This window comes from Citrobacter sp. LJND-P06, assembly GCF_058188415.1.
In genome coordinates this window covers 1,600,304-1,622,892 of the sequence record NZ_CP187317.1, presented here as the reverse complement: position 1 = coordinate 1,622,892, position 22,589 = coordinate 1,600,304, and the positions used below count along the sequence as shown (strand labels likewise).

At 54.6% G+C, this 22,589-nt stretch carries 20 protein-coding genes; 6 read left to right on the top strand and 14 right to left on the bottom strand.

What is annotated here, in order from left to right; all coding sequences use genetic code 11:
* Positions 1-2: 2 nt before the first annotated feature.
* Both btsR and ACO7SM_RS07750 read right to left on the bottom strand, forming a co-directional pair.
* Positions 3-722, bottom strand: coding sequence for a two-component system response regulator BtsR (gene btsR, locus ACO7SM_RS07755; protein ID WP_490470338.1), 720 nt, complete (start codon positions 720-722; stop codon positions 3-5).
* The gene (locus ACO7SM_RS07750) at positions 719-2,404 is read right to left on the bottom strand and encodes a LytS/YhcK type 5TM receptor domain-containing protein (protein WP_490470337.1); all 1,686 of its coding nucleotides are present in this window, start codon (positions 2,402-2,404) and stop codon (positions 719-721) included. Before ACO7SM_RS07750 ends, btsR begins: the two co-directional genes overlap by 4 nt.
* A 222-nt stretch (positions 2,405-2,626) precedes the next feature.
* Here ACO7SM_RS07750 and mlrA point away from each other — a divergent pair, with 222 nt between their 5' ends.
* Positions 2,627-3,358 carry an HTH-type transcriptional regulator MlrA gene (gene mlrA / locus ACO7SM_RS07745; RefSeq protein ID WP_490470336.1) on the top strand — a complete coding sequence of 244 codons (732 nt, stop codon included), beginning with the start codon at positions 2,627-2,629 and terminating at the stop codon, positions 3,356-3,358.
* Positions 3,359-3,417: 59 nt separating this feature from the next.
* Positions 3,418-3,525 (top strand): protein YohO, encoded by a 108-nt coding sequence (locus tag ACO7SM_RS07740; protein WP_192612784.1) that lies wholly within the window; start codon positions 3,418-3,420, stop codon positions 3,523-3,525.
* Here ACO7SM_RS07740 and ACO7SM_RS07735 read toward each other — a convergent pair.
* The 8 genes from ACO7SM_RS07735 to bglX form a co-directional block, all read right to left on the bottom strand.
* A complete protein-coding gene (locus ACO7SM_RS07735; RefSeq protein WP_490470335.1) occupies positions 3,506-4,237 on the bottom strand; it encodes an ABC transporter permease in 732 nt (243 codons plus the stop codon). The genes ACO7SM_RS07740 and ACO7SM_RS07735 overlap by 20 nt on opposite strands.
* Positions 4,221-5,168 carry an ABC transporter ATP-binding protein gene (locus ACO7SM_RS07730; protein ID WP_490470890.1) on the bottom strand — a complete coding sequence of 316 codons (948 nt, stop codon included), beginning with the start codon at positions 5,166-5,168 and terminating at the stop codon, positions 4,221-4,223. Before ACO7SM_RS07730 ends, ACO7SM_RS07735 begins: the two co-directional genes overlap by 17 nt.
* Positions 5,161-6,327: an ABC transporter permease gene (locus ACO7SM_RS07725; protein ID WP_490470334.1), complete on the bottom strand. Its 1,167-nt coding sequence runs from the start codon at positions 6,325-6,327 to the stop codon at positions 5,161-5,163. Before ACO7SM_RS07725 ends, ACO7SM_RS07730 begins: the two co-directional genes overlap by 8 nt.
* A 15-nt stretch (positions 6,328-6,342) precedes the next feature.
* Positions 6,343-7,260 (bottom strand): glycine betaine ABC transporter substrate-binding protein OsmF, encoded by a 918-nt coding sequence (osmF, locus tag ACO7SM_RS07720; protein WP_490470333.1) that lies wholly within the window; start codon positions 7,258-7,260, stop codon positions 6,343-6,345.
* 70 nt (positions 7,261-7,330) lie between these two features.
* Positions 7,331-8,578, bottom strand: coding sequence for an MFS transporter (locus ACO7SM_RS07715; RefSeq protein WP_490470332.1), 1,248 nt, complete (start codon positions 8,576-8,578; stop codon positions 7,331-7,333).
* A gap of 47 nt (positions 8,579-8,625) precedes the next feature.
* The gene (locus ACO7SM_RS07710; RefSeq protein WP_490470331.1) at positions 8,626-10,182 is read right to left on the bottom strand and encodes an MFS transporter; all 1,557 of its coding nucleotides are present in this window, start codon (positions 10,180-10,182) and stop codon (positions 8,626-8,628) included.
* A 42-nt stretch (positions 10,183-10,224) separates the two neighbouring features.
* Positions 10,225-11,589: a glycoside hydrolase family 28 protein gene (locus tag ACO7SM_RS07705; RefSeq protein ID WP_490470330.1), complete on the bottom strand. Its 1,365-nt coding sequence runs from the start codon at positions 11,587-11,589 to the stop codon at positions 10,225-10,227.
* Positions 11,590-11,953: 364 nt separating this feature from the next.
* Positions 11,954-14,251, bottom strand: a complete 2,298-nt coding sequence (bglX, locus tag ACO7SM_RS07700; protein ID WP_490470329.1) for a beta-glucosidase BglX — start codon at positions 14,249-14,251, stop codon at positions 11,954-11,956.
* Between the two features lie 195 nt (positions 14,252-14,446).
* On the opposite strand from bglX, the gene dld reads away from it, so the two are divergent.
* The gene (gene dld / locus ACO7SM_RS07695) at positions 14,447-16,153 is read left to right on the top strand and encodes a D-lactate dehydrogenase (protein WP_490470328.1); all 1,707 of its coding nucleotides are present in this window, start codon (positions 14,447-14,449) and stop codon (positions 16,151-16,153) included.
* A gap of 45 nt (positions 16,154-16,198) precedes the next feature.
* On the opposite strand, the gene pbpG is transcribed toward dld, so the two are convergent.
* Positions 16,199-17,146 (bottom strand): D-alanyl-D-alanine endopeptidase, encoded by a 948-nt coding sequence (gene pbpG / locus ACO7SM_RS07690; RefSeq protein WP_490470327.1) that lies wholly within the window; start codon positions 17,144-17,146, stop codon positions 16,199-16,201.
* 176 nt (positions 17,147-17,322) lie between these two features.
* Positions 17,323-17,910, bottom strand: a complete 588-nt coding sequence (locus ACO7SM_RS07685; RefSeq protein WP_276294611.1) for a Yip1 family protein — start codon at positions 17,908-17,910, stop codon at positions 17,323-17,325.
* Between the two features lie 164 nt (positions 17,911-18,074).
* Between ACO7SM_RS07685 and ACO7SM_RS07680 the strand changes: the two genes are divergently transcribed.
* The gene (locus ACO7SM_RS07680) at positions 18,075-18,644 is read left to right on the top strand and encodes a DedA family protein (RefSeq protein WP_490470326.1); all 570 of its coding nucleotides are present in this window, start codon (positions 18,075-18,077) and stop codon (positions 18,642-18,644) included.
* A 36-nt stretch (positions 18,645-18,680) separates the two neighbouring features.
* Here the strand turns inward: ACO7SM_RS07680 and mdtQ are convergent, their stop codons facing one another.
* A complete protein-coding gene (gene mdtQ / locus ACO7SM_RS07675; protein ID WP_490470325.1) occupies positions 18,681-20,120 on the bottom strand; it encodes a multidrug resistance outer membrane protein MdtQ in 1,440 nt (479 codons plus the stop codon).
* Between the two features lie 206 nt (positions 20,121-20,326).
* Positions 20,327-21,280: a tRNA dihydrouridine(16) synthase DusC gene (dusC, locus tag ACO7SM_RS07670; RefSeq protein WP_490470324.1), complete on the bottom strand. Its 954-nt coding sequence runs from the start codon at positions 21,278-21,280 to the stop codon at positions 20,327-20,329.
* Between the two features lie 190 nt (positions 21,281-21,470).
* Here dusC and ACO7SM_RS07665 point away from each other — a divergent pair, with 190 nt between their 5' ends.
* Both ACO7SM_RS07665 and ACO7SM_RS07660 read left to right on the top strand, forming a co-directional pair.
* Positions 21,471-21,869 (top strand): CidA/LrgA family protein, encoded by a 399-nt coding sequence (locus ACO7SM_RS07665; protein ID WP_490470323.1) that lies wholly within the window; start codon positions 21,471-21,473, stop codon positions 21,867-21,869.
* The gene (locus ACO7SM_RS07660) at positions 21,866-22,561 is read left to right on the top strand and encodes a CidB/LrgB family autolysis modulator (protein WP_490470322.1); all 696 of its coding nucleotides are present in this window, start codon (positions 21,866-21,868) and stop codon (positions 22,559-22,561) included. The genes ACO7SM_RS07665 and ACO7SM_RS07660 overlap by 4 nt, the downstream gene beginning before the upstream one ends.
* The last annotated feature ends 28 nt before the right edge of the window (positions 22,562-22,589 follow it).

Genomic DNA, 22,589 nt, shown 5'->3' with positions numbered 1-22,589 from the left:
ATTTACAGCCCCAACGCCTCTTTCAGGGTCTTTAAATAGCGACGGCTGACCGGCACCGTCTGCCCGTTACGCAACAGCAGTTCAGCCTGACCGTTATCCTCAAGGCGGATCTCCTGCAAATGCGCCATGTTGACCAGATACTGGCGATGACAGCGCAGCAGCGGCGTGCGGCTTTCCAGCGTTCTGAGCGTCAGCTCGGTAAAACCTTCTTTGCCTTCGCGGCTTGTCACATAGACGCCGCTCATCCGGCTGCTGACGAACGCCACATCATCCAGTTGCAGCAGGTAAATCCGGCTATGTCCGGTACAGGGAATAAATTTTAACGCCTGCTGATTTTCCGGCAGTACAGAAACATCCTGCTTGCTCCGCTCCTGGCGCAGACGCGCCAGCGTTTTCTCCAGCCGTGTTTCTTCGATCGGCTTGAGCAAATAATCAAACGCATGTTCTTCGAATGCTTTAACGGCGTACTCGTCAAACGCCGTCAGAAAGACGATATAAGGGCGGTGTTCTGGGTCAAGCATCCCGACCATTTCCAGCCCGCTGATGCGCGGCATCTGAATATCCAGAAACAGGACGTCAGGGCGCAGTTTATGCACCGCACCAATCGCTTCCACCGCGTTTGAACATTCACCCACAATGTCGATATCACTCTGAACTTGCAGCAGAATCCGCAGATTTTCCCGCGCTAACGGCTCGTCATCCACAATCAGCACTCTAATCATGCGTGTTCCTCCAGAGGAAGTCGTAAAGTTATTCGGGTAAACCGATCGGGTTCACAGGCCACGCTGATGCCGTAGTCGTCGCCAAATCGCTCCCGCAGTCGTTTATCCACCAGGTTCATACCGAGGCCGCTGGCATTGTTCGTGGGCTCATACAATCCAGCATTGTCTTCAATATCCAGCATCAGATATTGCCCTTCACGGCGCGCAGTTATGGAAACCTCGCCGGTTCCCAGTAGCTGGGACGTTCCATGTTTGATGGCATTTTCTACGATGGGTTGCAGGGTAAATGCAGGCAGTTGTTGGTGCGCTAGCGCGTCCGGCACGGTCAGCGTCACTTGCAGACGAGACTGGAAGCGGGCCTTCTCGATCTGCAAATAGGCATTCACATGCTCAATCTCATCGGCGAGGGTAACAATCTCCGACGGGCGTTTTAAATTTTTGCGAAAGAAGGTCGAAAGGTACTGAACCAACTGGCTTGCCTGCTCGCTGTCGCGGCGGATCACCGCCTTAATCGTGTTGAGCGCGTTAAACAGAAAATGCGGATTCACCTGCGCGTGCAGCAGTTTGATTTCCGACTGGGTAAGCAGCGCCTTTTGCCGCTCATACTGACCCGCCAGAATCTGCGCCGACAATAGCTGGGCGATGCCCTCGCCCAGCGTGCGGTTGATCGAGCTGAAGAGACGATTTTTCGCTTCATACAGCTTAATGGTGCCCATGACCCGCTGATTCTCTCCCCGTAGCGGGATAACCAACGTCGACCCCAATTTGCACTGCGGGTGCAATGAACACCGGTACGGCACCTCATTGCCATCGGCGTAGACCACCTCTCCGGTTTCAATCGCCTTCAATGTATACGTCGATGAGATAGGTCTGCCGGGCAAATGGTGATCATCGCCAATACCGGTAAACGCCAACAGTTTTTCGCGATCGGTGATCGCCACCGCGCCAATATCGAGCTCCTGATACAGCACCTGCGCCACTTTCATGCTGTTCACTTCGTTAAAACCCTGACGCAGAATACCCTCGGTGGAGGCCGCCACTTTCAGCGCGGTCGCCGAAAACGCCGACGTGTATTTTTCAAACATGGCGCGCTTGTCGAGCAGAATACGCATAAACAACGCCGCCCCGACGGTGTTGGTTACCATCATCGGCGCCGCAATGTTACTGACCAGATGCAGCGCATCTTCGAACGGGCGGGCAATCAGCAGAATGATCAGCATCTGCACCAGTTCAGCGATAAAGGTAATCGCCCCTGCCGTCAGCGGGCTAAAGACTTTATCGGTTCGGCCACGGCGAATCAGCACGCTGTGCACCAGGCCGCCCAGCAGTCCTTCGACAATGGTCGAAATCATGCAACTGAGCGCCGTCATACCGCCCATTGAGTAACGATGCAAGCCACCGGTTAATCCCACCAGCCCACCGACGACCGGCCCGCCCAGCAAACCGCCCATCACCGCGCCAATAGCACGCGTGTTGGCGATGGAATCGTCAATATGCAGGCCAAACCAGGTGCCCATAATGCAGAAAATAGAGAAGATGATATAGCAGAGGAATTTATGCGGTAAGCGAACCGTAACCTGCATCAGCGGGATGAACAGGCGCGTTTTACTCATCAACCACGCAATAACCAAAAACACGCACATCTGCTGAAGCAGCAGCAACACCAGATTGAACTCGTACATACCCGCTAACCACACATCACTTAAAAGCGCGTAACATACATTGAGTCCGCTGAACTTTCTTTGAACTGTTGCATAAAAACATCAATTCGTGAGAACGATCACTCAAAAGCACGCGACTGCGCACAATTTCACCCCCTGAGCGGACAAAAAACAGACAAACCTACCTGGTTCGCAAAAGAGCGTCTACAGTAAAACTGGGACCTCGCGAGCAAGGGTGAGACGATGGCGCTTTACACGATAGGTGAAGTGGCTTTGCTTTGTGATATCAACCCTGTCACATTACGCGCGTGGCAGAGGCGTTACGGATTGTTGAAACCGCAACGAACCGACGGTGGTCATCGCCTGTTTAACGATGCAGACATCGACAGGATCCGTGAGATCAAGCGCTGGATAGACAACGGCGTGCAGGTCAGCAAGGTCAAAATGCTACTGAGTAATGATAATATCGATGCGCAGAACGGCTGGCGCGAACAGCAAGAAACTCTGTTGCACTATTTACAAAGCAACAATCTGCAAAGCCTCAGGCTGTGGATCAAAGAACGCGGTCAGGATTACCCCGCCCAAACGCTTACCACGCACTTGTTTATTCCCCTGCGCCGACGTTTGCAATGCCAGCAACCCACCCTACAGGCGCTACTGGGGATTCTCGACGGCGTACTAATTAACTACATTGCGATTTGTCTGGCCACTGCCCGCAAAAAACAGGGAAAAGACGCGCTGGTCGTCGGCTGGAATATTCACGATACCACGCGATTGTGGCTGGAAGGCTGGATAGCCTGTCAGCAGGGATGGCGCGTTGACGTGCTGCCCCATTCACTGAATCAGTTGCGCCCGGAACTGTTTGATGGTCGAACCTTACTCATCTGGTGCGGCGAAAACCAGACGCCTGCCCAGCAGCAGCAGCTTGCCGAATGGCTTGCGCAGGGTCACGATATTCATCTCCTCGGCATTTAATGGTTCATTAACAAATACGCTTTATCATATAATCGCTCCGTTAACATAAGGAGTGCATAATGAGCGTAGCTAAAATCGGTGTTATTACCCTCTTCCTGCTGATGGCCATCGGTGGCATTGGCGGCGTCATGCTCGCAGGTTATACGTTTATTTTGCATGCCGGGTAAGGTATTGCCCGAGCCGTTCAAAAACGCGATCGACAATGATGGCCGCGAGCGCCACCAGTACTGCCCCCTGAATCACATAGGCCGTGTTAAACCCGCTAAGCCCGATGATAATGGGTGTACCCAGCGTGCTGGCCCCTACCGTTGACGCAATGGTCGCCGTTCCGATATTGATAATCACCGACGTCCGAATACCGGATAAAATCACCGGCGCCGCCAGAGGAAGCTCAACGCTGCGCAACTGCTGCCCACGGCTCATCCCCATTCCACGCGCCACGCTGACCACGCTCTGTGGGATCGCCCCCAGCCCCGCCAGGGTGGCCTGCAAAACCGGCAACACGCCATACAGGATCAAGGCGAGGATCGCCGGTTCCTGACCGAATCCCATCACCGGAACCGCGATTGCCAGCACCGCCACCGGGGGAAAGGTTTGTCCAACCGCCGCCAGGGTTTCGACCAGTGGGCGAAATTCGCACCCCCACGGACGCGTCACCGCAATCCCCGCCCCAACCCCTACCGCCACGGCAACCACGCTCGAAATCCCCACCAGCCAGAAGTGCGCCAACGCCAGCGCGAGAAAACTTTCCTGCTGATACACCGGGCGCGGTAATTGGGGAAACAGCGCGCCAAACAGCGCCTGACTGTGCGGCAAGCTCACCAGCAACAGCAGAAAAACGGCAATGAGCCATAACAGCGGATCACGCAGACGTTTCATGAGGCAAGGTCTTTGAAAGTAAATCGCGAAAATGGAGCGTCCCGCTGGGAACGCCCTGCTTATCAACCACCGGCAAGACGTCGCATCCACCCGCCACAAAAGCGGAAAGCGCATCACGCAACGTCATCTCTTCTGCCAGCGCCTCTCCAGCCAGCCGCTCCTGACGCCGGACAAAATCGCCCACACGACGCAGCGACAGCAGTCGCACGCCAAGTTCGCTGCGACCAAAAAATGCCTGCACGAAATCACTGGCGGGAGACATCAGCATCTCCAGCGGCGTTCCCTGCTGCACCACTTCGCCGCCATCCATCAGCACCAGATGCTCAGCGAGGCGTAATGCTTCATCAATGTCATGCGTCACCAGTACGATAGTGCGCCCGAGCAGACGATGAATGCGGGTCATCTCATGCTGTAACGCGCTGCGTGTCACCGGATCCAGCGCGCCGAACGGTTCGTCCATCAACAGCACCTGCGGATCGGCTGCCAGTGCGCGTGCCACGCCTACCCGCTGCTGTTGCCCCCCGGAAAGCTGGTGGGGGTAACGCTCACGCAGACCCGTCTCTAATCCCAGAAGCGCCATCAATTCTTCTACGCGGTCATCAATTTGCGAACGTGGCCATTTCCGCAGTTGTGGCACCGTGGCGATATTCTGCGCCACCGTCCAGTGTGGAAACAGTCCAATCGACTGGATGGCGTATCCCATACGTCGGCGCAGTTCCAGCACCGGCAGGCGACGAATCTCTTCTCCGGCAAAGCGGATCCGCCCACTGTCATGTTCCACCAGTCGGTTAATCATTTTCAGCGTGGTGGATTTTCCTGAACCAGACGTTCCAATCAGCACCGAAAAACTGCCCTCACGAAAGTGCAGGTTGAGATCGCTGACGGCCTTTTGTTCGCCAAACGATTTGCTGACATGGCTAAATTCAATCATCATGTTTGACCTTCAGGAGTGCGTCCAGTAAATCGAACAGCGCATCGATAACTATCGCCAGCGCAACGACCGGAACGACCCCCAGCAAGACTAAGTCAACGGCGCTACTGAGCAATCCCTGAAACACCAGCGCGCCAAATCCTCCGGCGCCGATAAGCGCGGCGATCACCGCCATTCCGACGGTCTGTACCATCACCACCCGTAAACTGCGCAGGAAAATCGGCAGCGCCAGGGGCAACTGAACATGGATAAAACGCTGACGAAGACTCATCCCCATGGCTCTGGCGCTTTCCAGAACCTCATGCGGCACCTGATTAAGCCCTGCCACCACGCCGCGAACCAGCGGCAATAAGGCATACAGCACCAGTGCGATCAGCGCAGGCGTCAGGCCGGTGCCCGCCACTCCCACGGTTCCCAGCCAGGGAAAGTGCTTCACCAGTCCGGCAAGCGGCGCAATCAACAGGCCAAACAGGGCGACGGAGGGAATGGTCTGGATAACATTCAGTACTGCGAAGACTGCCCCCTGACGCGCGGCTGAGAAATAACAGCCGATCCCCAGCGGTACGCCAATCAGCAACGCAGGCACCACCGTACCGAACAACAGCGTCAGGTGCTGCGCAAAAGCATCATCAAAGACATCCTGACGGTTGGCGTACTCTTTCAATAACGAGAGATCGTTGAACGCGCCAGAAACCAACAGCGCCAGCGGCACTACCGCGATTTGCGCGTGCAAAATCCAGCGCCACAGCGGGTGTACGGTAATGCGCCGAATGGCATCGCTACAGGCCAAAAGCGTAGAACCCAGCGCCAGCCAGAAACCGCTGCCGAGGCTGGTTCGCGCCAGCGGGCTACCCGTCTGGGCCAGATGCGTCGCCGCAGTGCCCGCCACGATGAGCACGCCCGTGAGCAGCAGTTGCACCACCACCAGCGTAGCGACTGCGCCGCGTTGACCGGGGAACAAACACAGGACGAGCAGGAGCAGAAATCCCCCAGGCAGTCCCCATGTCATGTCCGGCCAGATATCCCAGAGCTGACGCCCGTCACCTGACATCAGTCGGTTCGGGGCGTAGTTCACGAAAGGAAGCGCAGCAGCAATGGCGGTCAGAAGAACCAGCAGCAACAGCACGCGATTGAGACTGACGTTTGACACCTTACGCATCGCAGACAAATTCAGTTACTTCACCCACCCTTTTTGCTTCAGGTAGTCTGCCGCCACTTTTTTCGCATCCAGCCCTTCAACGGCAATGCTGGCGTTTAATTGCTGCAACGTTTTCTCATCCAGACTGGCAAAGACCGGCTGTAGCCATTCGGCGATTTGTGGATGCGCTTTCAGCACCGCGTCACGAACCACCGGCGCGGGAGCATAAATGGGTTGAACACCCTTAGGGTCACTCAACGTTTGCAGACCCAGCGCCGCCACCGGCCCATCGGTGCCATACGCCATTGCCGCATTGACGCCGGAGGTTTGCTGGGCGGCGGCTTTAATCGTGACCGCCGTATCGCCACCGGCCAGCGACAGCAACTGGTTTTGATTCAGTTTAAAATCGTAGGCTTTTTCAAAAGCGGGAAGCGCATCAGCGCGCTCGATAAATTCAGCAGACGCCGCCAGCCTGAACTCGCCGCCCTCTTTCAGATAGCGTCCCAGATCGGCAAGTGAAGTCAGTTTGTATTTTTCTGCCACGTCCTGACGCACGGCGATAGTCCACGTATTATTCGCAGGTGCGGGCGTGAGCCAGACCAGTTTATTTTGCTCCGCGTCCAGCTTTTTGACTTTTTCGAAACCGGCCTGGGCGTTCTTCCACGCCGGATCGTTTTCATCTTTGAAGAAGAAAGCGCCATTACCGGTGTATTCAGGGTAAATATCCAGCTCCCCGGAAGTGATCGCCCCGCGCACCACGGGCGTGGTGCCCAGTTGCACTTTATTGACGGTTTTAACGCCGTGGCTTTCCAGCACTTGCAGAATAATATTGCCGAGCAGCGCCCCTTCGGTATCGATCTTCGACCCGACGGTGACAGGAGATGCAGCCTGTAATGGCAAGCTCACTGCCGCGACCAGCGCCAGTGAGCTCAACCATAGCTTTGAGATTGTCATGTCGCTTTCCTCACTCTTTTGCTGCCCTTTTCAGAGACTTGAGGAAAAAGCATAGACGAAAAGTCAGAGGTTAACCTGGCGATTGCGGGTTATCAGGCAATCTCAGCGGGACAGTCAACAGGCTGGCGGCAAAATAGAGAATGGCGATCACCCACAGCGTCCCCTCCACGCCCAACGGCCCGACGCACAGCGTCACAATAAACGGCCCGGCGAAATTACTTAACCCGGAACCCAGGTTCAGGCACGAAATGGCCGCCCCTTTATTTTGCGGCAACAACGAGGGGATCAGCGCGCTCAGTGGCCCAAACGCCCCCAGCCCAATCGCATAAATCGCCAACGCCAGGAACAGCGCCAGTTCGCTATGACCGAACAACACCGGCGCATAGCAGACCGCCAGCGAAGCAACCCCACACAGCGTGCCGGAAAACCACACCACCGTATTTCGCCAGCCAATGGTGTCGCCTAACCAGCCAAACAGATAACTGGAGAAAATATTGATGACGTTGACCAACCCCCAAATGGTCAACCACTCCGCGATGCTGAAGCCAAAGCGAGGCAGATAGACCGGCATCAGGATCACCAGCGAAAACTTACCAATGTCGTTGATGGTTTTTACCACCACCGCCAGACGCATTTTCGGTTCGCGCGCCAGTACGGTTATCCCTTCGAGTAGCGCCGGCCCCAGCGCCTGCCCCCGCTGCCAGTCGGGACGATCGCGGTTCAGCACTAACGCACAAAACGCGCCACACAGGACAAAAACAAAGCCACTCAGCAGCGTGTTGGTTTCCCCCCATTTCGCAATCATCAGGCTTGAATACCACGGGCCGACGATGGTCATACCGACACCAAAAGCAATCCAGAACCAGGACACCGCGCGCCCGAGGATCCGCGTCTCGCAGCGTTGGTTGATCCACACCAGAAACGAATAGGCGAAAAGCGGATATGCGACGCCGCGCAGCGCATAGGTGGCGACCATCAACGGGTAGTTGTTTTGCGGTAAGGCGAAAAAGATAAACGGTACAGAACCGATAAAGTACACCGCCGTCGCGACCCACATTAAACGGCGTAATCCCAGAACCCCGGCGCCGATGCCGGAAAACCAGGAAACGGCCGCCACGCACAGGCCAAATATAGAGGACAACAGGCTGATATCAAACGCAGAGAATCCCCGCTGTTGCAGCATTGAGGAGAGCCAACTTTGTTCTATTGTTGCGCCCGTAATAAAAAGAAATACGCCGATAAATCCCCAGCAAAGTTCGCGAGGTAATCCCATCCGCGCCCATAGCCCTTGTTGCATCACCAGGCTCTGTTCAGTCATTTTGTTCTCTTCCAATAGCAGGCGGACATTGCTGTCCGCCCCGGTCTTCAGGCATTTTTCAGTTGGGCCGCAGACTGTGATTTCATGTGGCTGCGGTTAATGTACCCAACGGTATTTTCCCCCCAGCACTGCTCGTACGGCATCCCGGTCAGGCTTTCGATAACGGCTTTGTTTTCAGCGCTAACGGTCGCTTTGCTTTCGCCACGCTTGAGACGGGCCACCTCTTCATTGAGGATCGCGTGAGTGCGGCTATTGACCTTGAACTGGAATGCAGACCAGATCCCCCACAGGGTGAGGAGCACCGGCAGGACAATCATGATTATCATGATCATATTGATGGCAGACTCTGGCTGGTTGGTTTGCCCGGAGACAAAACCGGCCATCTGCAGCGCCACGCCGACCAGGAAAATGGACAGCGCCTGGGAGGCTTTACGCAGCAGGCTCATGAACCCGGCAAAGATCCCTTCACGACGATTACAGGTGAGGATTTCATCCACGTCGGCCACAAAGGTGTAGTTGTTCCACGGAATGGCATAAATGCCGCCGCGCGCCAGACCGGCAATACCTGCCGCCAGATACAGCATCGCCATGCTGGTTGAGCCGTTCATCCAGGTGACGGTAAACAGAATGAACGCCAGTACGGCCAGCGCCCCCTGAGTGGCAAACGCGCGTGAAGGCGAGAAGCGCAGCGTTAACCAGGTCGCCAGACCCACGCCAAAGAATTGCAGACCGTTGATCATGCCCAGCAGGTTTGACGCCGTCACAGAAGAGGTCATCAGCGCGAACACCACAAAATAGGTGAACACAGAGTTGAAGATATCCTGGGCAACAGAACCGCCCAGATACATCCCCAGATGCGAACGGAAGGTTTTGATTTTCAGCGTGGAGACGAAATCGTAGTAAATATTGTAAATACGGGTGCCGAGAGGCTGTTTTTCCGTCTCATCAATTTTGCGCTCGTTTTGCTCGATCTCTTCCAGAGAGCGTTCCCAGGTGCCGAAGTACACAAAGAACAGCACAATCATGAACGAAACGGTGAAGATAGCGCCCGCATAGAAAAACGAGTCTGACGAATCTGCGCCAAAGTAAGAGATCAGTCGTCCTGGCAGGAACGCCGCAGCAAAACCGGCAAGCTGTGCGATGTACATACGCGCACTGGTCAGTTTCGAACGTTTGTTAAAGTCAGACGTCATCTCCGCAGAAAGCGTGTCGTACGGGATGATTATCATGGAGTAGACCACTTCAAACAGGATGTAGACCAGCAGATACATCCAGTAGTTGAAGCCTTCCACCCACAGCAGGCTATACACCGACACCAGCGGGATACTCAGCAGCAGGAAGAAACGGCGGCGGCCAAAACGACGGCCCAGACGCGTTTTATGGAAGTTGTCCGAGATGTAGCCCATTAACGGGCACATGATCACATCAACGATACGCGCCACGGCAAACAGTGAACCGGCCTGAATTGGCGTCAGCCCACAAAACGTGGTTAAAAAGAACAGCAGCCATGCGCTCACCAGAGTGAAGGCGCCGGAGCCAATCACATCTGCAAGACCATAGCAGACGTAGTTGTGCATCTTTATTTCACGAGCTTTTTTTATCATTTTCTATCCCCGGTCACTGAGAAGGCATACAGAGCATTTCCCTCATACAGAGGGAGAATCCGTCAGGCAGTCCTGAACGTTGAGCAATACGATAGGTTGTGGGTGCCAGTGAGCAGGCAGCGTTGCAGGGCGGCGAACGGCGATGCCCGACAACCGCAATCCCGTAACGCCGTTGGCATAAAACACGGGTAATCCGCCGGGGAAAGCTTCAACGCCGTGGGCGCGACCGGTCTGCGGGTTAACGTTGTAGGCATTGTCCAGTCCCATTCCCGTTGGGCGTTCTGGATTGCACGGCGGGCGAATGTCGTAGAACCCCTGTTCTTCTGAGGTGCTGACCCGTTGTTCGATACTGACCCCATTGAACATGACATCGCGGATCATCCCTGCCGTTTCGCTGTGCAGGTTAATCGCCCCTTCCGCAGTCCCTGCCAGGTTGCTGAAGGTGATGTTTGAAACGATGCCAGGCGTAATGTCAGGCGCGCGATGGCGCACAGAAATGTAGACCGGATCGGCTTTACCCCAATGGCAAGGGTGAGCATGACAGCAGTCAAAAAGAATGTTGCTGAACACCATCTGCTGAAAACGTCCACCGTCACGCGACACCAGGCCAATCCCGCGGTTTGATTCAAAAATCGTGCAGTTGGACAGGGTGATATTTTCGATATCGGCGAACGTTTCGGTGCCAATCTTGATGGCGCAGCTTTTCGAACGTACGATGCAGTTATTCACTACCACGTTGCGAACAGGCTGTTGCAGCGAGGCGGGCTTGTTGGTGGTCTTCAGACAAATACCGTCATCGGCTGCGCTGAAGTAGCTGTCGCTGATATGCACGTGCTGGCAACTGTCGATATCCAGCGCGTCGGTGTTCGGCAGCGTCAGGGAGTTATCAATCGTCAGATTGCGAATATAGACGTGGTTGCAGCTCACCAGATGCGCAGTCCACATCGGTGAGTCATACAACGTAATATCGCGAATGCGGATTTGTTCGCACCCTTCCAGCACCAGCAGACGTGGGCGTTGGTTTTTCGGCAGTCGATAGCCTTGAGAGTCCGGCTGCGCGGCAAACCAGTTGGCGGCCTCGCCGTCAATGCGACCTTCGCCACTGAGCGTGATGTGGTGCTGGCCACGGGCATAAATCAGCGCCATGCGCGACAGCTCAGCCATCGTGACCGTTTCTACCGCCTGATAATCCTCAGCACAGGCACTTGCACGCAGGCTCGCCCCGGCCTCGAGGTGCAGCGTAAAATTCGAAGGAAGTACCAGCGTACCAGTGCGATAAATGCCAGGCGTGAGGGTCAGCGTACCGCCGCCCGCCCGACCAATCTCGTCAATCATTTGCTGAAGCTGCGTGGTGACTACCGTGTTACCGGTTTTATCAAGCGAGCTATTTTCTAAAGAGAGCTTCATAGTCCTACCTGTCACAAGTGTATTGGACGGCATTTAACGAAGTTTTTCTCTCTCGCGCCCGCGACGAAAACCGGCTTTTTGACGTAACAGTGAAACGCTTCACGTCTGGGGGGGTGGGGGGAATAAAAATTTGAACGCGCGCACATAACGCGACAGCGACTTCACCTGAGAGGTGATCTAACGCACTGTTTTAAGGTAAATGAAGGGAGCAAGGGATCGTATGTAGAGGTCATTCTTCCTCATTCGCAATAAATACCGACGGCCATCACAATTCAATAAAAATCAAAAGAATCGCTATTGCAAACAAGAAAATGTTCAATGCAGAGAATAAAAAGGCTGGTTTCCCAGCCTTTTTGTTCACAGGTTACAGCAGTTCAAACTCGCCTTGTTTTACCCTGGCGGAATCCACACCGATGAAGACGTTAAACTTACCGGGTTCAGCGTCATACTTCATGCTTTGGTTCCAGAACTTCAGTGCGTCGATGTCAATCGGGAAACTGACAGTCTGCGTTTCTCCCGGTTTCAGCGTGATTTTCTCAAACCCTTTTAGCTGTTTCACCGGGCGGCTCAGGGAGGCCGTCACATCCCGCAGATACATCTGAATCACCGTGGCACCTTCACGCTTGCCGGTATTGGTGACCTGCACGCTGGCGGTGACTTTGCCATCACGTTTCATCGTCGGGGAGGAGAGTTTCACCTCCGACAGCGTGAATGTGGTGTAACTCAACCCATAGCCAAACGGATACAGCGGGCCGTTCGCCTCATCAAAATAACGCGAGGTGTACTTGTTCGGCTTGTCGGCATTATACGGACGACCAGTGTTCAGGTGGCTGTAGTAAACCGGGATCTGCCCGACAGAGCGCGGGAAGGACATCGGTAACTTACCGGAGGGGTTATAGTCGCCAAACAGCACATCGGCGATGGCGTTGCCGCCTTCCGTACCGGCAAACCAGGTTTCCAGAATCGCATCGGCCTGCTGGTCTTCTTTCACAAGCTGCAACGGACGCCCATTCATCAACACCAGCACCAGCGGTTTGCCCGTCGCCTTCAGCGCCGTAATTAAATCACGCTGGCTTTGCGGAATATTGATATCGGTACGGCTGGACGCTTCGTGAGCCATCCCCTGGGCTTCCCCGACCACGGCAACCACAACGTCAGATTGCTTCGCGGCGGCCACCGCTTCATCAATCATCGTCTGCGGCGAGCGTGGGTCGACTTTCACCGCCTCTTCATACAGATTGAGGAAATCAACAATGCCTTTATCGTTGGTAATGTTCGCCCCTTTGGCGTACACCACTTTGCCTTTATCGCCCAGTACATTTTGAATGCCCGTCAGCACCGTCACGGACTGATCGGCAACGCCTGCGGCAGACCAACTGCCCATCACATCACGTTTGCTGTCGGCCAACGGCCCTACCACCGCAATGGTGCCGGATTTTTTCAGCGGCAGCGTTTCAAGCCGGTTTTTCAGCAACACCAGACTCTCGCGGGCGACCTCACGCGCTTCCTTACGGTGCAGACGGCTTTCCGCGTTGGTGTCCTGCGGGTCAGTCTCTTTTGCCCCCAGATGGCTGTAAGGATCGTTAAACAATCCCATATCGTACTTCACGTTGAGGACATGACGCGCGGCATCGTCCAGCTCAGCCATGGTCACTTTGCCAGACTTAATCAAACCTGGAAGGTATTTGCTGTAATACTCATCGCTCATACTCATGTTGATACCGGAGGTGATCGCCACACGCACGGCATCTTCAGGATCGGCGGCGGTACCGTGCCTAATCAGCTCTTTGATAGCCCCATGGTCGGAAACGGTGATGCCTTTAAAGCCCCACTGATCGCGCAATACTGTTTTCAGCAGCCAGGCATCAGAGGTCGCGGGCGTGCCATTTAACGAGTTAAGCCCCACCATCACCGCGCCGCTTCCGGCGTCCAGCCCGGCTTTGTACGGCGGCATATAGTCGTTGAACAGGCGCTGCGGACTCATATCCACCGTGTTGTACTCTTTACCGCCTTCAACCGCACCGTACGCGGCAAAGTGTTTCACGCTGGTCATCACCGAGTAGCGATCCGCCGGGCTTTTGCCCTGCATCGCTTCAACCATGGTTTTGCCCATCGTTTCAGTCAGATAAGTATCTTCGCCAAACCCTTCGGACGCCCGGCCCCAACGCGGATCGCGCGAAACATCCACCATCGGCGCCCAGGTCATATTCAGACCATCATCCGCCGCTTCATAGGCCGAAACGCGTCCCACGGTGTTGACCGCAGCCAGATTAAAGGAGGATGCCAGACCGAGGCTGATAGGAAAAACGGTACGCTGGCCGTGCAATACGTCATAGGCAAAAAACAGAGGAATTTTCAGGCGGCTGAGTTCCATGACCTGATCCTGCATTTTGCGGATATCCTGGCGGGTGACGGTATTAAAAATCGCCCCCACCTGCCCGTCTTTGATCATGTCGCGGATGGCTTCTTTGGGATTGTCCGGCCCCACGCTTATCAAACGGAGCTGACCAATCTTTTCATCAACGGTCATTTTGGTGAGCAAATCGGTGACGAACGCGTCCCGCGCTTCAGGCGTTAAAGGATGATTGCCAAACAGCGACTCCGCCAACGCTGGCTGCATGGCCAGACTCACCGCGACACCTACAGAACATAGCCATTTCATGTTGTTTCTCTCTTATTTTTAGCCCGCAGAGGCGGCGAAAATATAGCAAAAACCGGAGTTTGGCATAAGCCTAAACGGGTGAGAAAAAGAAAGCTAAGGTTATTCTCTGATTTTTTCGAAACATTCATGAATAAAATCGTCATACAAAGCGCTATGCTTAACACCGATATTTTGTCCCACCACAAGGAGTGGAAAATGTCTTCCATTACAACAACCGATAATAACGATCTTATTCAAGAGCTCGCCCGCCTGGTGGGTCATTCACACCTGCTCACTGACCCGGCTAAAACCGCCCGCTATCGCAAGGGCTTTCGTTCCGGACACGGCGACGCGCTGGCCGTGGTTTTCCCAGGCTCGCTGATGGAACTCTGGCGCGTGCTCAATGCCTGCGTCAACGCCGATAAAATTATTCTGATGCAGGCCGCCAATACCGGGCTGACCGAAGGTTCCACCCCCAGCGGCAATGATTACGACCGTGACATTGTCATTATCAGCACCCTGCGCCTCGACAAACTTCATCTGCTGGACAAAGGCGAACAGGTGCTGGCATACCCTGGCACCACCCTCTACTCGCTGGAAAAAGCGCTTAAGCCTTTTGGGCGTGAACCGCATTCGGTGATTGGTTCCTCGTGCATTGGCGCTTCCGTCATCGGCGGTATCTGTAATAACTCGGGGGGCTCGCTGGTACAACGTGGCCCGGCCTACACCGAGATGTCACTGTTCGCGCGCATTGATGAACAGGGTAAATTGCAACTCGTTAACCATCTGGGTATCGATCTGGGCGAGACGCCGGAGCAGATCCTCAGCAAACTGGATGACGAGCGCGTCAAAGATGAAGACGTACGCCATGATGGTCGCCACGCACACGACCACGATTACGTCACCCGCGTGCGCGATATTGACGCCGACACCCCCGCGCGCTACAACGCCGATCCGGATCGTTTATACGAATCCTCCGGTTGCGCAGGCAAGCTGGCCGTATTCGCCGTACGTCTGGACACCTTCCCGGCACAAAAAAATCAGCAGGTCTTCTACATCGGTACCAACCAGCCGGACGTATTGACGGAGATCCGCCGCCATATTCTGGCAACGTTTGAGAATCTGCCGGTTGCCGGTGAATATATGCATCGCGACATCTATGACATCGCCGAAAAGTACGGCAAAGATACGTTCCTGATGATCGACAAGCTCGGCACCGACAAAATGCCGTTCTTCTTCACGCTGAAAGGCCGTACCGATGCGGTGCTGGAAAAAGTAAAATTTTTCCGTCCGCACTTTACTGACCGCGCAATGCAGAAGTTCGGCCATCTGTTCCCGAGTCACCTGCCGCCGCGGATGAAAACCTGGCGCGATAAATACGAACATCACCTGTTGTTAAAAATGGCGGGTGATGGCGTTGCGGAAGCGCAAAGCTGGCTGACGGAGTTCTTCAAAACCGCCGAGGGTGACTTTTTCGCCTGTACGCCGGAAGAAGGCAGTAAGGCGTTCCTGCACCGTTTTGCGGCGGCAGGCGCGGCCATTCGTTATCAGGCGGTTCATGCGGATGACGTAGAGGATATTCTGGCGCTCGACATTGCCTTGCGCCGCAACGACACCGAATGGTATGAGCACCTGCCGCCCGAAATCAGCGACCAACTGGTGCACAAACTCTATTACGGCCATTTTATGTGCTACGTCTTCCACCAGGATTACATCGTGAAGAAAGGCGTCGATGCGCATGCGTTAAAAGAGCACATGCTGGAACTTCTCCGCCAGCGCGGAGCGCAATACCCGGCGGAACATAACGTAGGGCATCTGTATCAGGCACCGGAAACGCTGACGCGTTTTTATCGTGAAAATGACCCGACGAACAGCATGAATCCGGGTATCGGTAAGACCAGTAAGCAGAAGTTCTGGAAGTGATGCGATTGCCTGGGAGCGTAACGCTCCCGGGCATACTGAGACGTCTTAATCGTTCTGCGCCGTTTGCTCGTTCTTACTGGCACCCGCGGCGGCCATCTGCGCGGCTTTTTGCTTCTTATAACTCAGCGCCGCTGGCGGAACCGGCATGACCTTGCCGGTTTCAATCCACGTCCGTAAACGGCTGGCATCGGCAAAGTGCGTGTATTTACCGAAGGCATCCATCACCACCAGCGCCACCGGTTTGTTGTTAATGGTGGTACGCATCACCAGGCAGTGGCCCGCTGCGTTGGTAAAGCCTGTTTTGGTCAACTGAATGTTCCAGTTATCGCGATACACCAGATGGTTCGTGTTGCGGAATGGCAGCGTGTAAGCCGGGTTGGCAAACGTGGCCATGTCTTCACGGGTCGTGCTTAACTGACCCAGCAGCGGATACTGTTTGCTGGCAATCAGCAGCTTTGTTAAGTCGCGGGCCGTCGAGACGTTATGAATGGACAACCCCGTCGGTTCCACAAACCGCGTGTGGGTCATGCCCAACGCTTTGGCTTTGGCATTCATCGCTTTGATAAACGCGTTATAGCCGCCCGGATAATGGTGCGCAAGACTTGCCGCCGCGCGGTTTTCCGAGGACATCAGCGCCAGCAGCATCATATCCTTACGGCTGATTTCACTGTTCAGACGCACGCGGGAGTATATCCCTTTCATTTCTGGCGTCTGGCTGATATCCACTTTCAGTTTTTCGTTCAGCGGCAGTTGCGCATCAAGCACCACCATCGCCGTCATTAATTTGGTTATCGACGCAATCGGACGCACAAGGTCGGGATGGTTCGAATAGATGACTTTGTTGGTATTTAAATCAACAATCATCGCGCTACCAGACGCAATCTCAGGTTGAGATGCTGTTGCGGTAGCCGCCGTTTTCGCCACAGCCTGCGGCGCAAAAGGGACAGCCAGCATCAGGGCAAGGCTTAGTATTGAAACTCGGAATTTCAGCATGATGAGATTTCTGATAAGGGTTCACGCACGTCACAACGCGCACCGCCGGAGTTAAGTATAAACTCAAGCTAGCTCAGGCATCATAGCGACAGGGCTGGTTTGCCGCCACAGAAGAATCGTCAACAAATGCTGCGTTGCTGACTTTTACGCCAGCAACGCCATTGAAGAAGAGTAAATCAGAATAACCGGTACCCGTAGCCCCACAGGATAACCGTGATGGCTAACAGGACTTCCAGCACCAGCACGCCGATAGCCAGCGTCGAACTGGAAAAGCTCAACCCTTCCTCTTTGTTAATGTTCAGGAATGTCGGGACACCGAGGTACAGCAAATACCCGGTGTAGAACAGCGCGATGGTACCGATCAGCGCGCACAGCCATACCAGCGGATAGAGCGCGACAAAACCGCTCAGGAAAAGCGGCGTAGCGACATAGCCGGCAAAGACCATGCAGTGCGCCAGAGAAGGACGTTGCGGATAGTTTCGCGCCATCCACCAGATGACCCGGCCCATTACCGCAACCCCTGCCAGCATGACCGCGTAAAAAACAATGGCCAGTGCAAAACCGGTGAACAAAGAGAGCTGAAACACATTGCCGTCGCCAAAATTCCAGCCAATTTGCGTGGTGCCAATAAATGCGCAAATCACCGGGATTGCCGCCATCATCAGGACATGGTGGGTGTAGTGGTGCGAAATGGTTTCGTTCTCACTCTTGATCACGTGCATTTCACGATCGGGATGGGAAAACAGCCCCCAGACATGGTTCATACCGTCCCCCTTCTTGTCAGCTCCGGACTTCAACACTTCAAGTATAATTCAGCTTTCGATTATTTTGTGTACAGCCCACAAATACCGGTTCGCTGAACGGGCGCTTTTACGGTCATAAAAGTTCATAAGGTGTATGCTAAAGATTGTGGAGGTCATACCGACGTATGGATATAAACAGTCTTATCGCGCATTACGGCTATGCCGCGCTGGTCATTGGCAGTCTGGCCGAAGGCGAAACCATCACCCTGTTAGGGGGTGTCGCTGCACATCAGGGGTTGCTCAAATTTCCGTTGGTCGTCATCTCCGTTGCGCTCGGCGGCATGATCGGCGATCAGGTGCTTTATTTAGTGGGCCGACGATTTGGCGGAAAACTTCTGCGCCGCTTCTCGCGTCATCGCAGCAAAATTCATTACGCACAAAAGATGATCCAACGTCGCCCTTATCTGTTTGTGATCGGCACACGATTCATGTACGGATTTCGCGTCATCGGCCCGCTTCTGATTGGCGCCAGCCATCTGCCGCCAAAGATCTTTCTGCCGCTGAATATTCTGGGCGCGCTGATTTGGGCGCTGCTGTTTACGGCTCTGGGCTATCTCGGTGGCGAAGTGATTGCGCCCTGGCTGCACCATCTCGATCAACACATCAAACATGGGGTCTGGCTGGTGCTGATCGTCGGACTGGTGGTGGGGACGCGCTGGTGGCTGAAACGGCGCAGCAGGCAAAAAACGCAATAAATGCAGCCGACAGCGCGTGCTGACGGCTGCTGACGGTCAGGTTGTGTGGTAGCCCCCGCCTAATGCGCTGGTCAGTTGAACAGAGGCATCAAGCCACTGGCCTTGCAAAATCAGGCCATTGCAATGCTCGCGTAGCGCCGGGATCTTCGCCTGGCTGACCAGGGTACCGGCAACGATACCGGCATTGAAACGCGCCTGCGCCAGTCCAACAACCCGCTGAGCATCATGTTCAATCTGCATCTGGTGCTGATTTTTTGCCGCCATCGTTTCAACCTGGCTTGCCGCACGCGTTACGTCATTTACCGCGTCAACCACCGCTTTGTTGTAATTCGCTACTGAGAGGTTACTCTGCGCCCTGGCGATATCAAGATTCGCATTCAGTCTGCCACTGTCGAATATCGGCAGCGTCAGTCCGGCAGTGACGCCCATTTGTTGTGCCGAACTGCGGAAAAGGTCGCTCATGTGCAAAGCATCCTGCTGCAGGAAGGCCATCAGGTTGATGTCAGGATAAAAGGCCGCTTTTGCCGCGTCGATGCTGCCCAGAGAGGACTCAATGTACCAGTGCGCCGCCTGCAGATCCGCCCGACGAGCCAGTAATGAATACCCTAACTGCGCGGGTAATGCGCTTTCCACCTTCGGCAGCGCAGCCACGTGCAGCGCCAGCGGTGTGGATTGTTGATGGGTTAGCGCCGCCAGCCTTGCCTCAATGATCTTCATTTTACCGGCGGCATCATTGAGCTGTTGCTGCGTTTTGCTGTCATCAATGTCCGTCTCCACGCCTTCCACCGAGGAGGTAATACCGTTTTGATACAACTGGCGGTCAGCCGTAATAATATTCTTTTGCTCTTGTTCAATCTCCGTTAACACGTTGCTCAGCGCCGCCTGGGTTTGCCACTCCCAGTATAAACGCGTCACCCCGCTCGCCAGCAGTTGACGGGTCTGTTCTTGTTCGGCTTCACGCGCTTTAACGACGCCAATCCGCGCCGTCACTTCTGCCCGGTTCTTACCCCACAAATCCAGGTTCCAGCCTGCCGTTAGCCCAAAAGTCCCGTTGGTGTACCACGGGCCGGTCGTACCCGCAGCGGGATCGCTGCTGGCAAAGGGCCCCATCACCCCTTCGGCTGACATTTTCTGCCGCTCTGCATTCGCCGAAAAATCGACCTGCGGCCCGTCCTGCGTTTCAACGGCTTTGGCCTGCGCCTCCGCTAATTGAATGCGCTGCTCTGCTACCTGCATATCGGGCGCATGTGCCAGCGCACTCTCGATCAGCGCATTCAACTGAGGATCCTGATATGTCTGCCACCACTGGCTGTCCGGCCAACCGTTTTTTAATGCTGCCGGTAATGCAGATTCGACGTGTGAAGCAGGCATCTGCTGCGCCAGCGTCTGGCGGTTGTCGTGCATCGGGGCGCATCCCGCAAGTGCAACAAATAGCGGCAAACACGCGGTCGCGACAAAAGGAGAATAACGATTCATGGGGGTGTTCTGGTAAGAAAAGGTGTGCAGAGATTACGTGGTATCGCGTCTTTTTTTTTAGTTACGCGTGGCAATACATCTTTGGAAAATAAAAGAAATAATCAGAAAAATATATTCAGCTTAAATGAATATTTAAGAATCATTAAAGTGATAAATACAACCCCCATTTCGTTTCCCTGATTTGCCAATGCGCCATCGGCCATGTCTCATGGCCGCAGCGACGCGATATCAATGGCCTGGATCGCGCGGGCAATATCCGGTGAATTATTGAGAGAGCGAATCTCCTGAAACAGCGTGGTCGCTTCGGAATACTCTTTACGTAAATACCCCAGCCACTGTTTGATGCGCGCCACGTGATACAGCCCGGTATCACCTTGCTTTTCCAGTCGGCTATATTTCTGCAACAGGACAACCACGTCAGGCCACGGCATACGCGGTTCGTTATATTTCACAACACGGCTCAGGTTAGGAATATTTAATGCCCCTCGCCCCATCATGACCGCGTCGCAACCGCTTATTGCCATACAGTCCTGCGCACTTTGCCAGTCCCAGATCTCACCGTTGGCGATAACCGGAATCGTTAACCGCTGTCGGATTTCGCCAATCGCCTGCCAGTCAATGTGCTCCGCTTTATACCCTTGTTCTTTTGTGCGCCCGTGAACCGCCAGTTCGCTTGCGCCAGCCTGCTGTACCGCATCGGCAATTTCGAATTTTCTGTCGCCGCTGTCCCAGCCCAGACGCACTTTAACCGTCACGGGCAGATGTGCCGGTACCGCCTCACGCATCGCCTTTGCCCCCTGATAGATAAGCTCAGGATCTTTGAGTAAGGTTGCACCGCCGCCGCTGCCATTAACCAGCTTTGACGGACAGCCGCAGTTAAGATCAACGCCATACGATCCTAACGCCACCGCGCGCGCGGCATTTTCCGCCAGCCATTGCGGATATTGTCCCAGAAGCTGAATACGCACCAACGTGCCCGAGGGTGTCCGGCTGGCATTGAGCAGTTCCGGGCAAATGCGGTGGAATACTTTCTCAGGCAGGAGTTGATCCACCACGCGCAGAAATTCCGTGATGCACAGATCGTAGTCGTTCACGTCGGTCAGGAGCTCGCGCACCAGAGAATCAAGCACGCCTTCCATCGGCGCCAGCAAAACACGCATATCGTTACCCGCAAAAAAAGAGGCGCTATGGTAGCGTCTCTCCAGGGCGGTTTAAAGTGTCTCCGCTATGATCTTTATAACGCAACGTTCCCGTTGTCTATATTCACTATGCTCAGAATTCATGATGTGATCGGTAGCACATTTTAAAGTTTAATTGTATGATGAATCCCTCTCATCAAGGGCGTTTACTATGAGTAAATCACTGAATATCGTCTGGCAATATTTACGCGCATTTGTGCTGATTTATGCCTGCTTATATGCGGGTATTTTTATTGCGTCGCTGCTTCCCATTACGATTCCCGGCAGCATCATCGGCATGTTGATCCTCTTCGTTTTACTGGCGCTGCAAATTCTGCCGGCAAAATGGGTCAACCCGGGTTGCTACGTGCTGATTCGCTATATGGCGTTACTTTTTGTTCCCATTGGCGTGGGCGTGATGCAGTACTTTGACTTGCTGCGTGCGCAGTTCGGGCCCGTCATTGTTTCTTGCGCGATAAGTACGCTGGTCGTCTTTCTGGTGGTTAGCTGGAGCTCGCATATTGTGCACGGCGAACGAAAAGTGGTTGGGCAGAAAGGATCAAAACAATGATGTCGTACATCTGGTGGTCGTTACCTCTGACACTGGCGGTGTTTTTTGCCGCGCGTAAACTGGCGGTGCGTTTTAAAATGCCATTGCTGAATCCGCTGCTGGTCGCCATGGTGGTCATCATTCCTATACTTATCCTCACCGGGACGCCTTACGATCACTATTTTCAGGGCAGCAAAGTGCTGAACGACCTGCTGCAACCTGCGGTGGTCGCGCTGGCCTATCCGCTGTATGAGCAGTTGCACCAGATCCGCGCGCGCTGGAAATCCATCATCACTATCTGTTTCTTTGGTAGCGTGGTCGCTATGGTGACGGGCACGTCGGTGGCCCTGTTGATGGGCGCCACGCCTGAAATCGCCGCCTCGGTATTGCCTAAATCGGTCACCACGCCTATCGCGATGGCGGTGGGGGGGAGTCTTGGCGGCATTCCGGCAATCAGCGCCGTATGCGTGATATTTGTCGGGATCCTCGGAGCCGTGTTTGGTCATACGCTGTTAAACGCCATGCGAATCCGTACCAAAGCCGCGCGTGGACTGGCAATGGGCACCGCATCGCATGCCCTCGGCACCGCACGCTGTGCGGAGCTGGACTACCAGGAAGGCGCCTTTAGTTCGCTGGCGCTGGTGATTTGCGGGATTATCACCTCGCTTTTGGCTCCCTTTTTGTTTCCCGTCATTCTGGCGGTAGTGGGCTAAAATTTGCGATGCGTCGCGCATTTTCCAT

What these genes read in the sequence shown, in the direction of transcription:
- btsR (WP_490470338.1), bottom strand. Translation starts at nt 722, where the DNA reads ATGATTAGAGTGCTGATTGTGGATGACGAGCCGTTAGCGCGGGAAAAT.
- ACO7SM_RS07750 (WP_490470337.1), bottom strand. Translation starts at nt 2,404, where the DNA reads ATGTACGAGTTCAATCTGGTGTTGCTGCTGCTTCAGCAGATGTGCGTG.
- mlrA (WP_490470336.1), top strand. Translation starts at nt 2,627, where the DNA reads ATGGCGCTTTACACGATAGGTGAAGTGGCTTTGCTTTGTGATATCAAC.
- ACO7SM_RS07740 (WP_192612784.1), top strand. Translation starts at nt 3,418, where the DNA reads ATGAGCGTAGCTAAAATCGGTGTTATTACCCTCTTCCTGCTGATGGCC.
- ACO7SM_RS07735 (WP_490470335.1), bottom strand. Translation starts at nt 4,237, where the DNA reads ATGAAACGTCTGCGTGATCCGCTGTTATGGCTCATTGCCGTTTTTCTG.
- ACO7SM_RS07730 (WP_490470890.1), bottom strand. Translation starts at nt 5,168, where the DNA reads ATGATTGAATTTAGCCATGTCAGCAAATCGTTTGGCGAACAAAAGGCC.
- ACO7SM_RS07725 (WP_490470334.1), bottom strand. Translation starts at nt 6,327, where the DNA reads ATGCGTAAGGTGTCAAACGTCAGTCTCAATCGCGTGCTGTTGCTGCTG.
- osmF (WP_490470333.1), bottom strand. Translation starts at nt 7,260, where the DNA reads ATGACAATCTCAAAGCTATGGTTGAGCTCACTGGCGCTGGTCGCGGCA.
- ACO7SM_RS07715 (WP_490470332.1), bottom strand. Translation starts at nt 8,578, where the DNA reads ATGACTGAACAGAGCCTGGTGATGCAACAAGGGCTATGGGCGCGGATG.
- ACO7SM_RS07710 (WP_490470331.1), bottom strand. Translation starts at nt 10,182, where the DNA reads ATGATAAAAAAAGCTCGTGAAATAAAGATGCACAACTACGTCTGCTAT.
- ACO7SM_RS07705 (WP_490470330.1), bottom strand. Translation starts at nt 11,589, where the DNA reads ATGAAGCTCTCTTTAGAAAATAGCTCGCTTGATAAAACCGGTAACACG.
- bglX (WP_490470329.1), bottom strand. Translation starts at nt 14,251, where the DNA reads ATGAAATGGCTATGTTCTGTAGGTGTCGCGGTGAGTCTGGCCATGCAG.
- dld (WP_490470328.1), top strand. Translation starts at nt 14,447, where the DNA reads ATGTCTTCCATTACAACAACCGATAATAACGATCTTATTCAAGAGCTC.
- pbpG (WP_490470327.1), bottom strand. Translation starts at nt 17,146, where the DNA reads ATGCTGAAATTCCGAGTTTCAATACTAAGCCTTGCCCTGATGCTGGCT.
- ACO7SM_RS07685 (WP_276294611.1), bottom strand. Translation starts at nt 17,910, where the DNA reads ATGAACCATGTCTGGGGGCTGTTTTCCCATCCCGATCGTGAAATGCAC.
- ACO7SM_RS07680 (WP_490470326.1), top strand. Translation starts at nt 18,075, where the DNA reads ATGGATATAAACAGTCTTATCGCGCATTACGGCTATGCCGCGCTGGTC.
- mdtQ (WP_490470325.1), bottom strand. Translation starts at nt 20,120, where the DNA reads ATGAATCGTTATTCTCCTTTTGTCGCGACCGCGTGTTTGCCGCTATTT.
- dusC (WP_490470324.1), bottom strand. Translation starts at nt 21,280, where the DNA reads ATGCGTGTTTTGCTGGCGCCGATGGAAGGCGTGCTTGATTCTCTGGTG.
- ACO7SM_RS07665 (WP_490470323.1), top strand. Translation starts at nt 21,471, where the DNA reads ATGAGTAAATCACTGAATATCGTCTGGCAATATTTACGCGCATTTGTG.
- ACO7SM_RS07660 (WP_490470322.1), top strand. Translation starts at nt 21,866, where the DNA reads ATGATGTCGTACATCTGGTGGTCGTTACCTCTGACACTGGCGGTGTTT.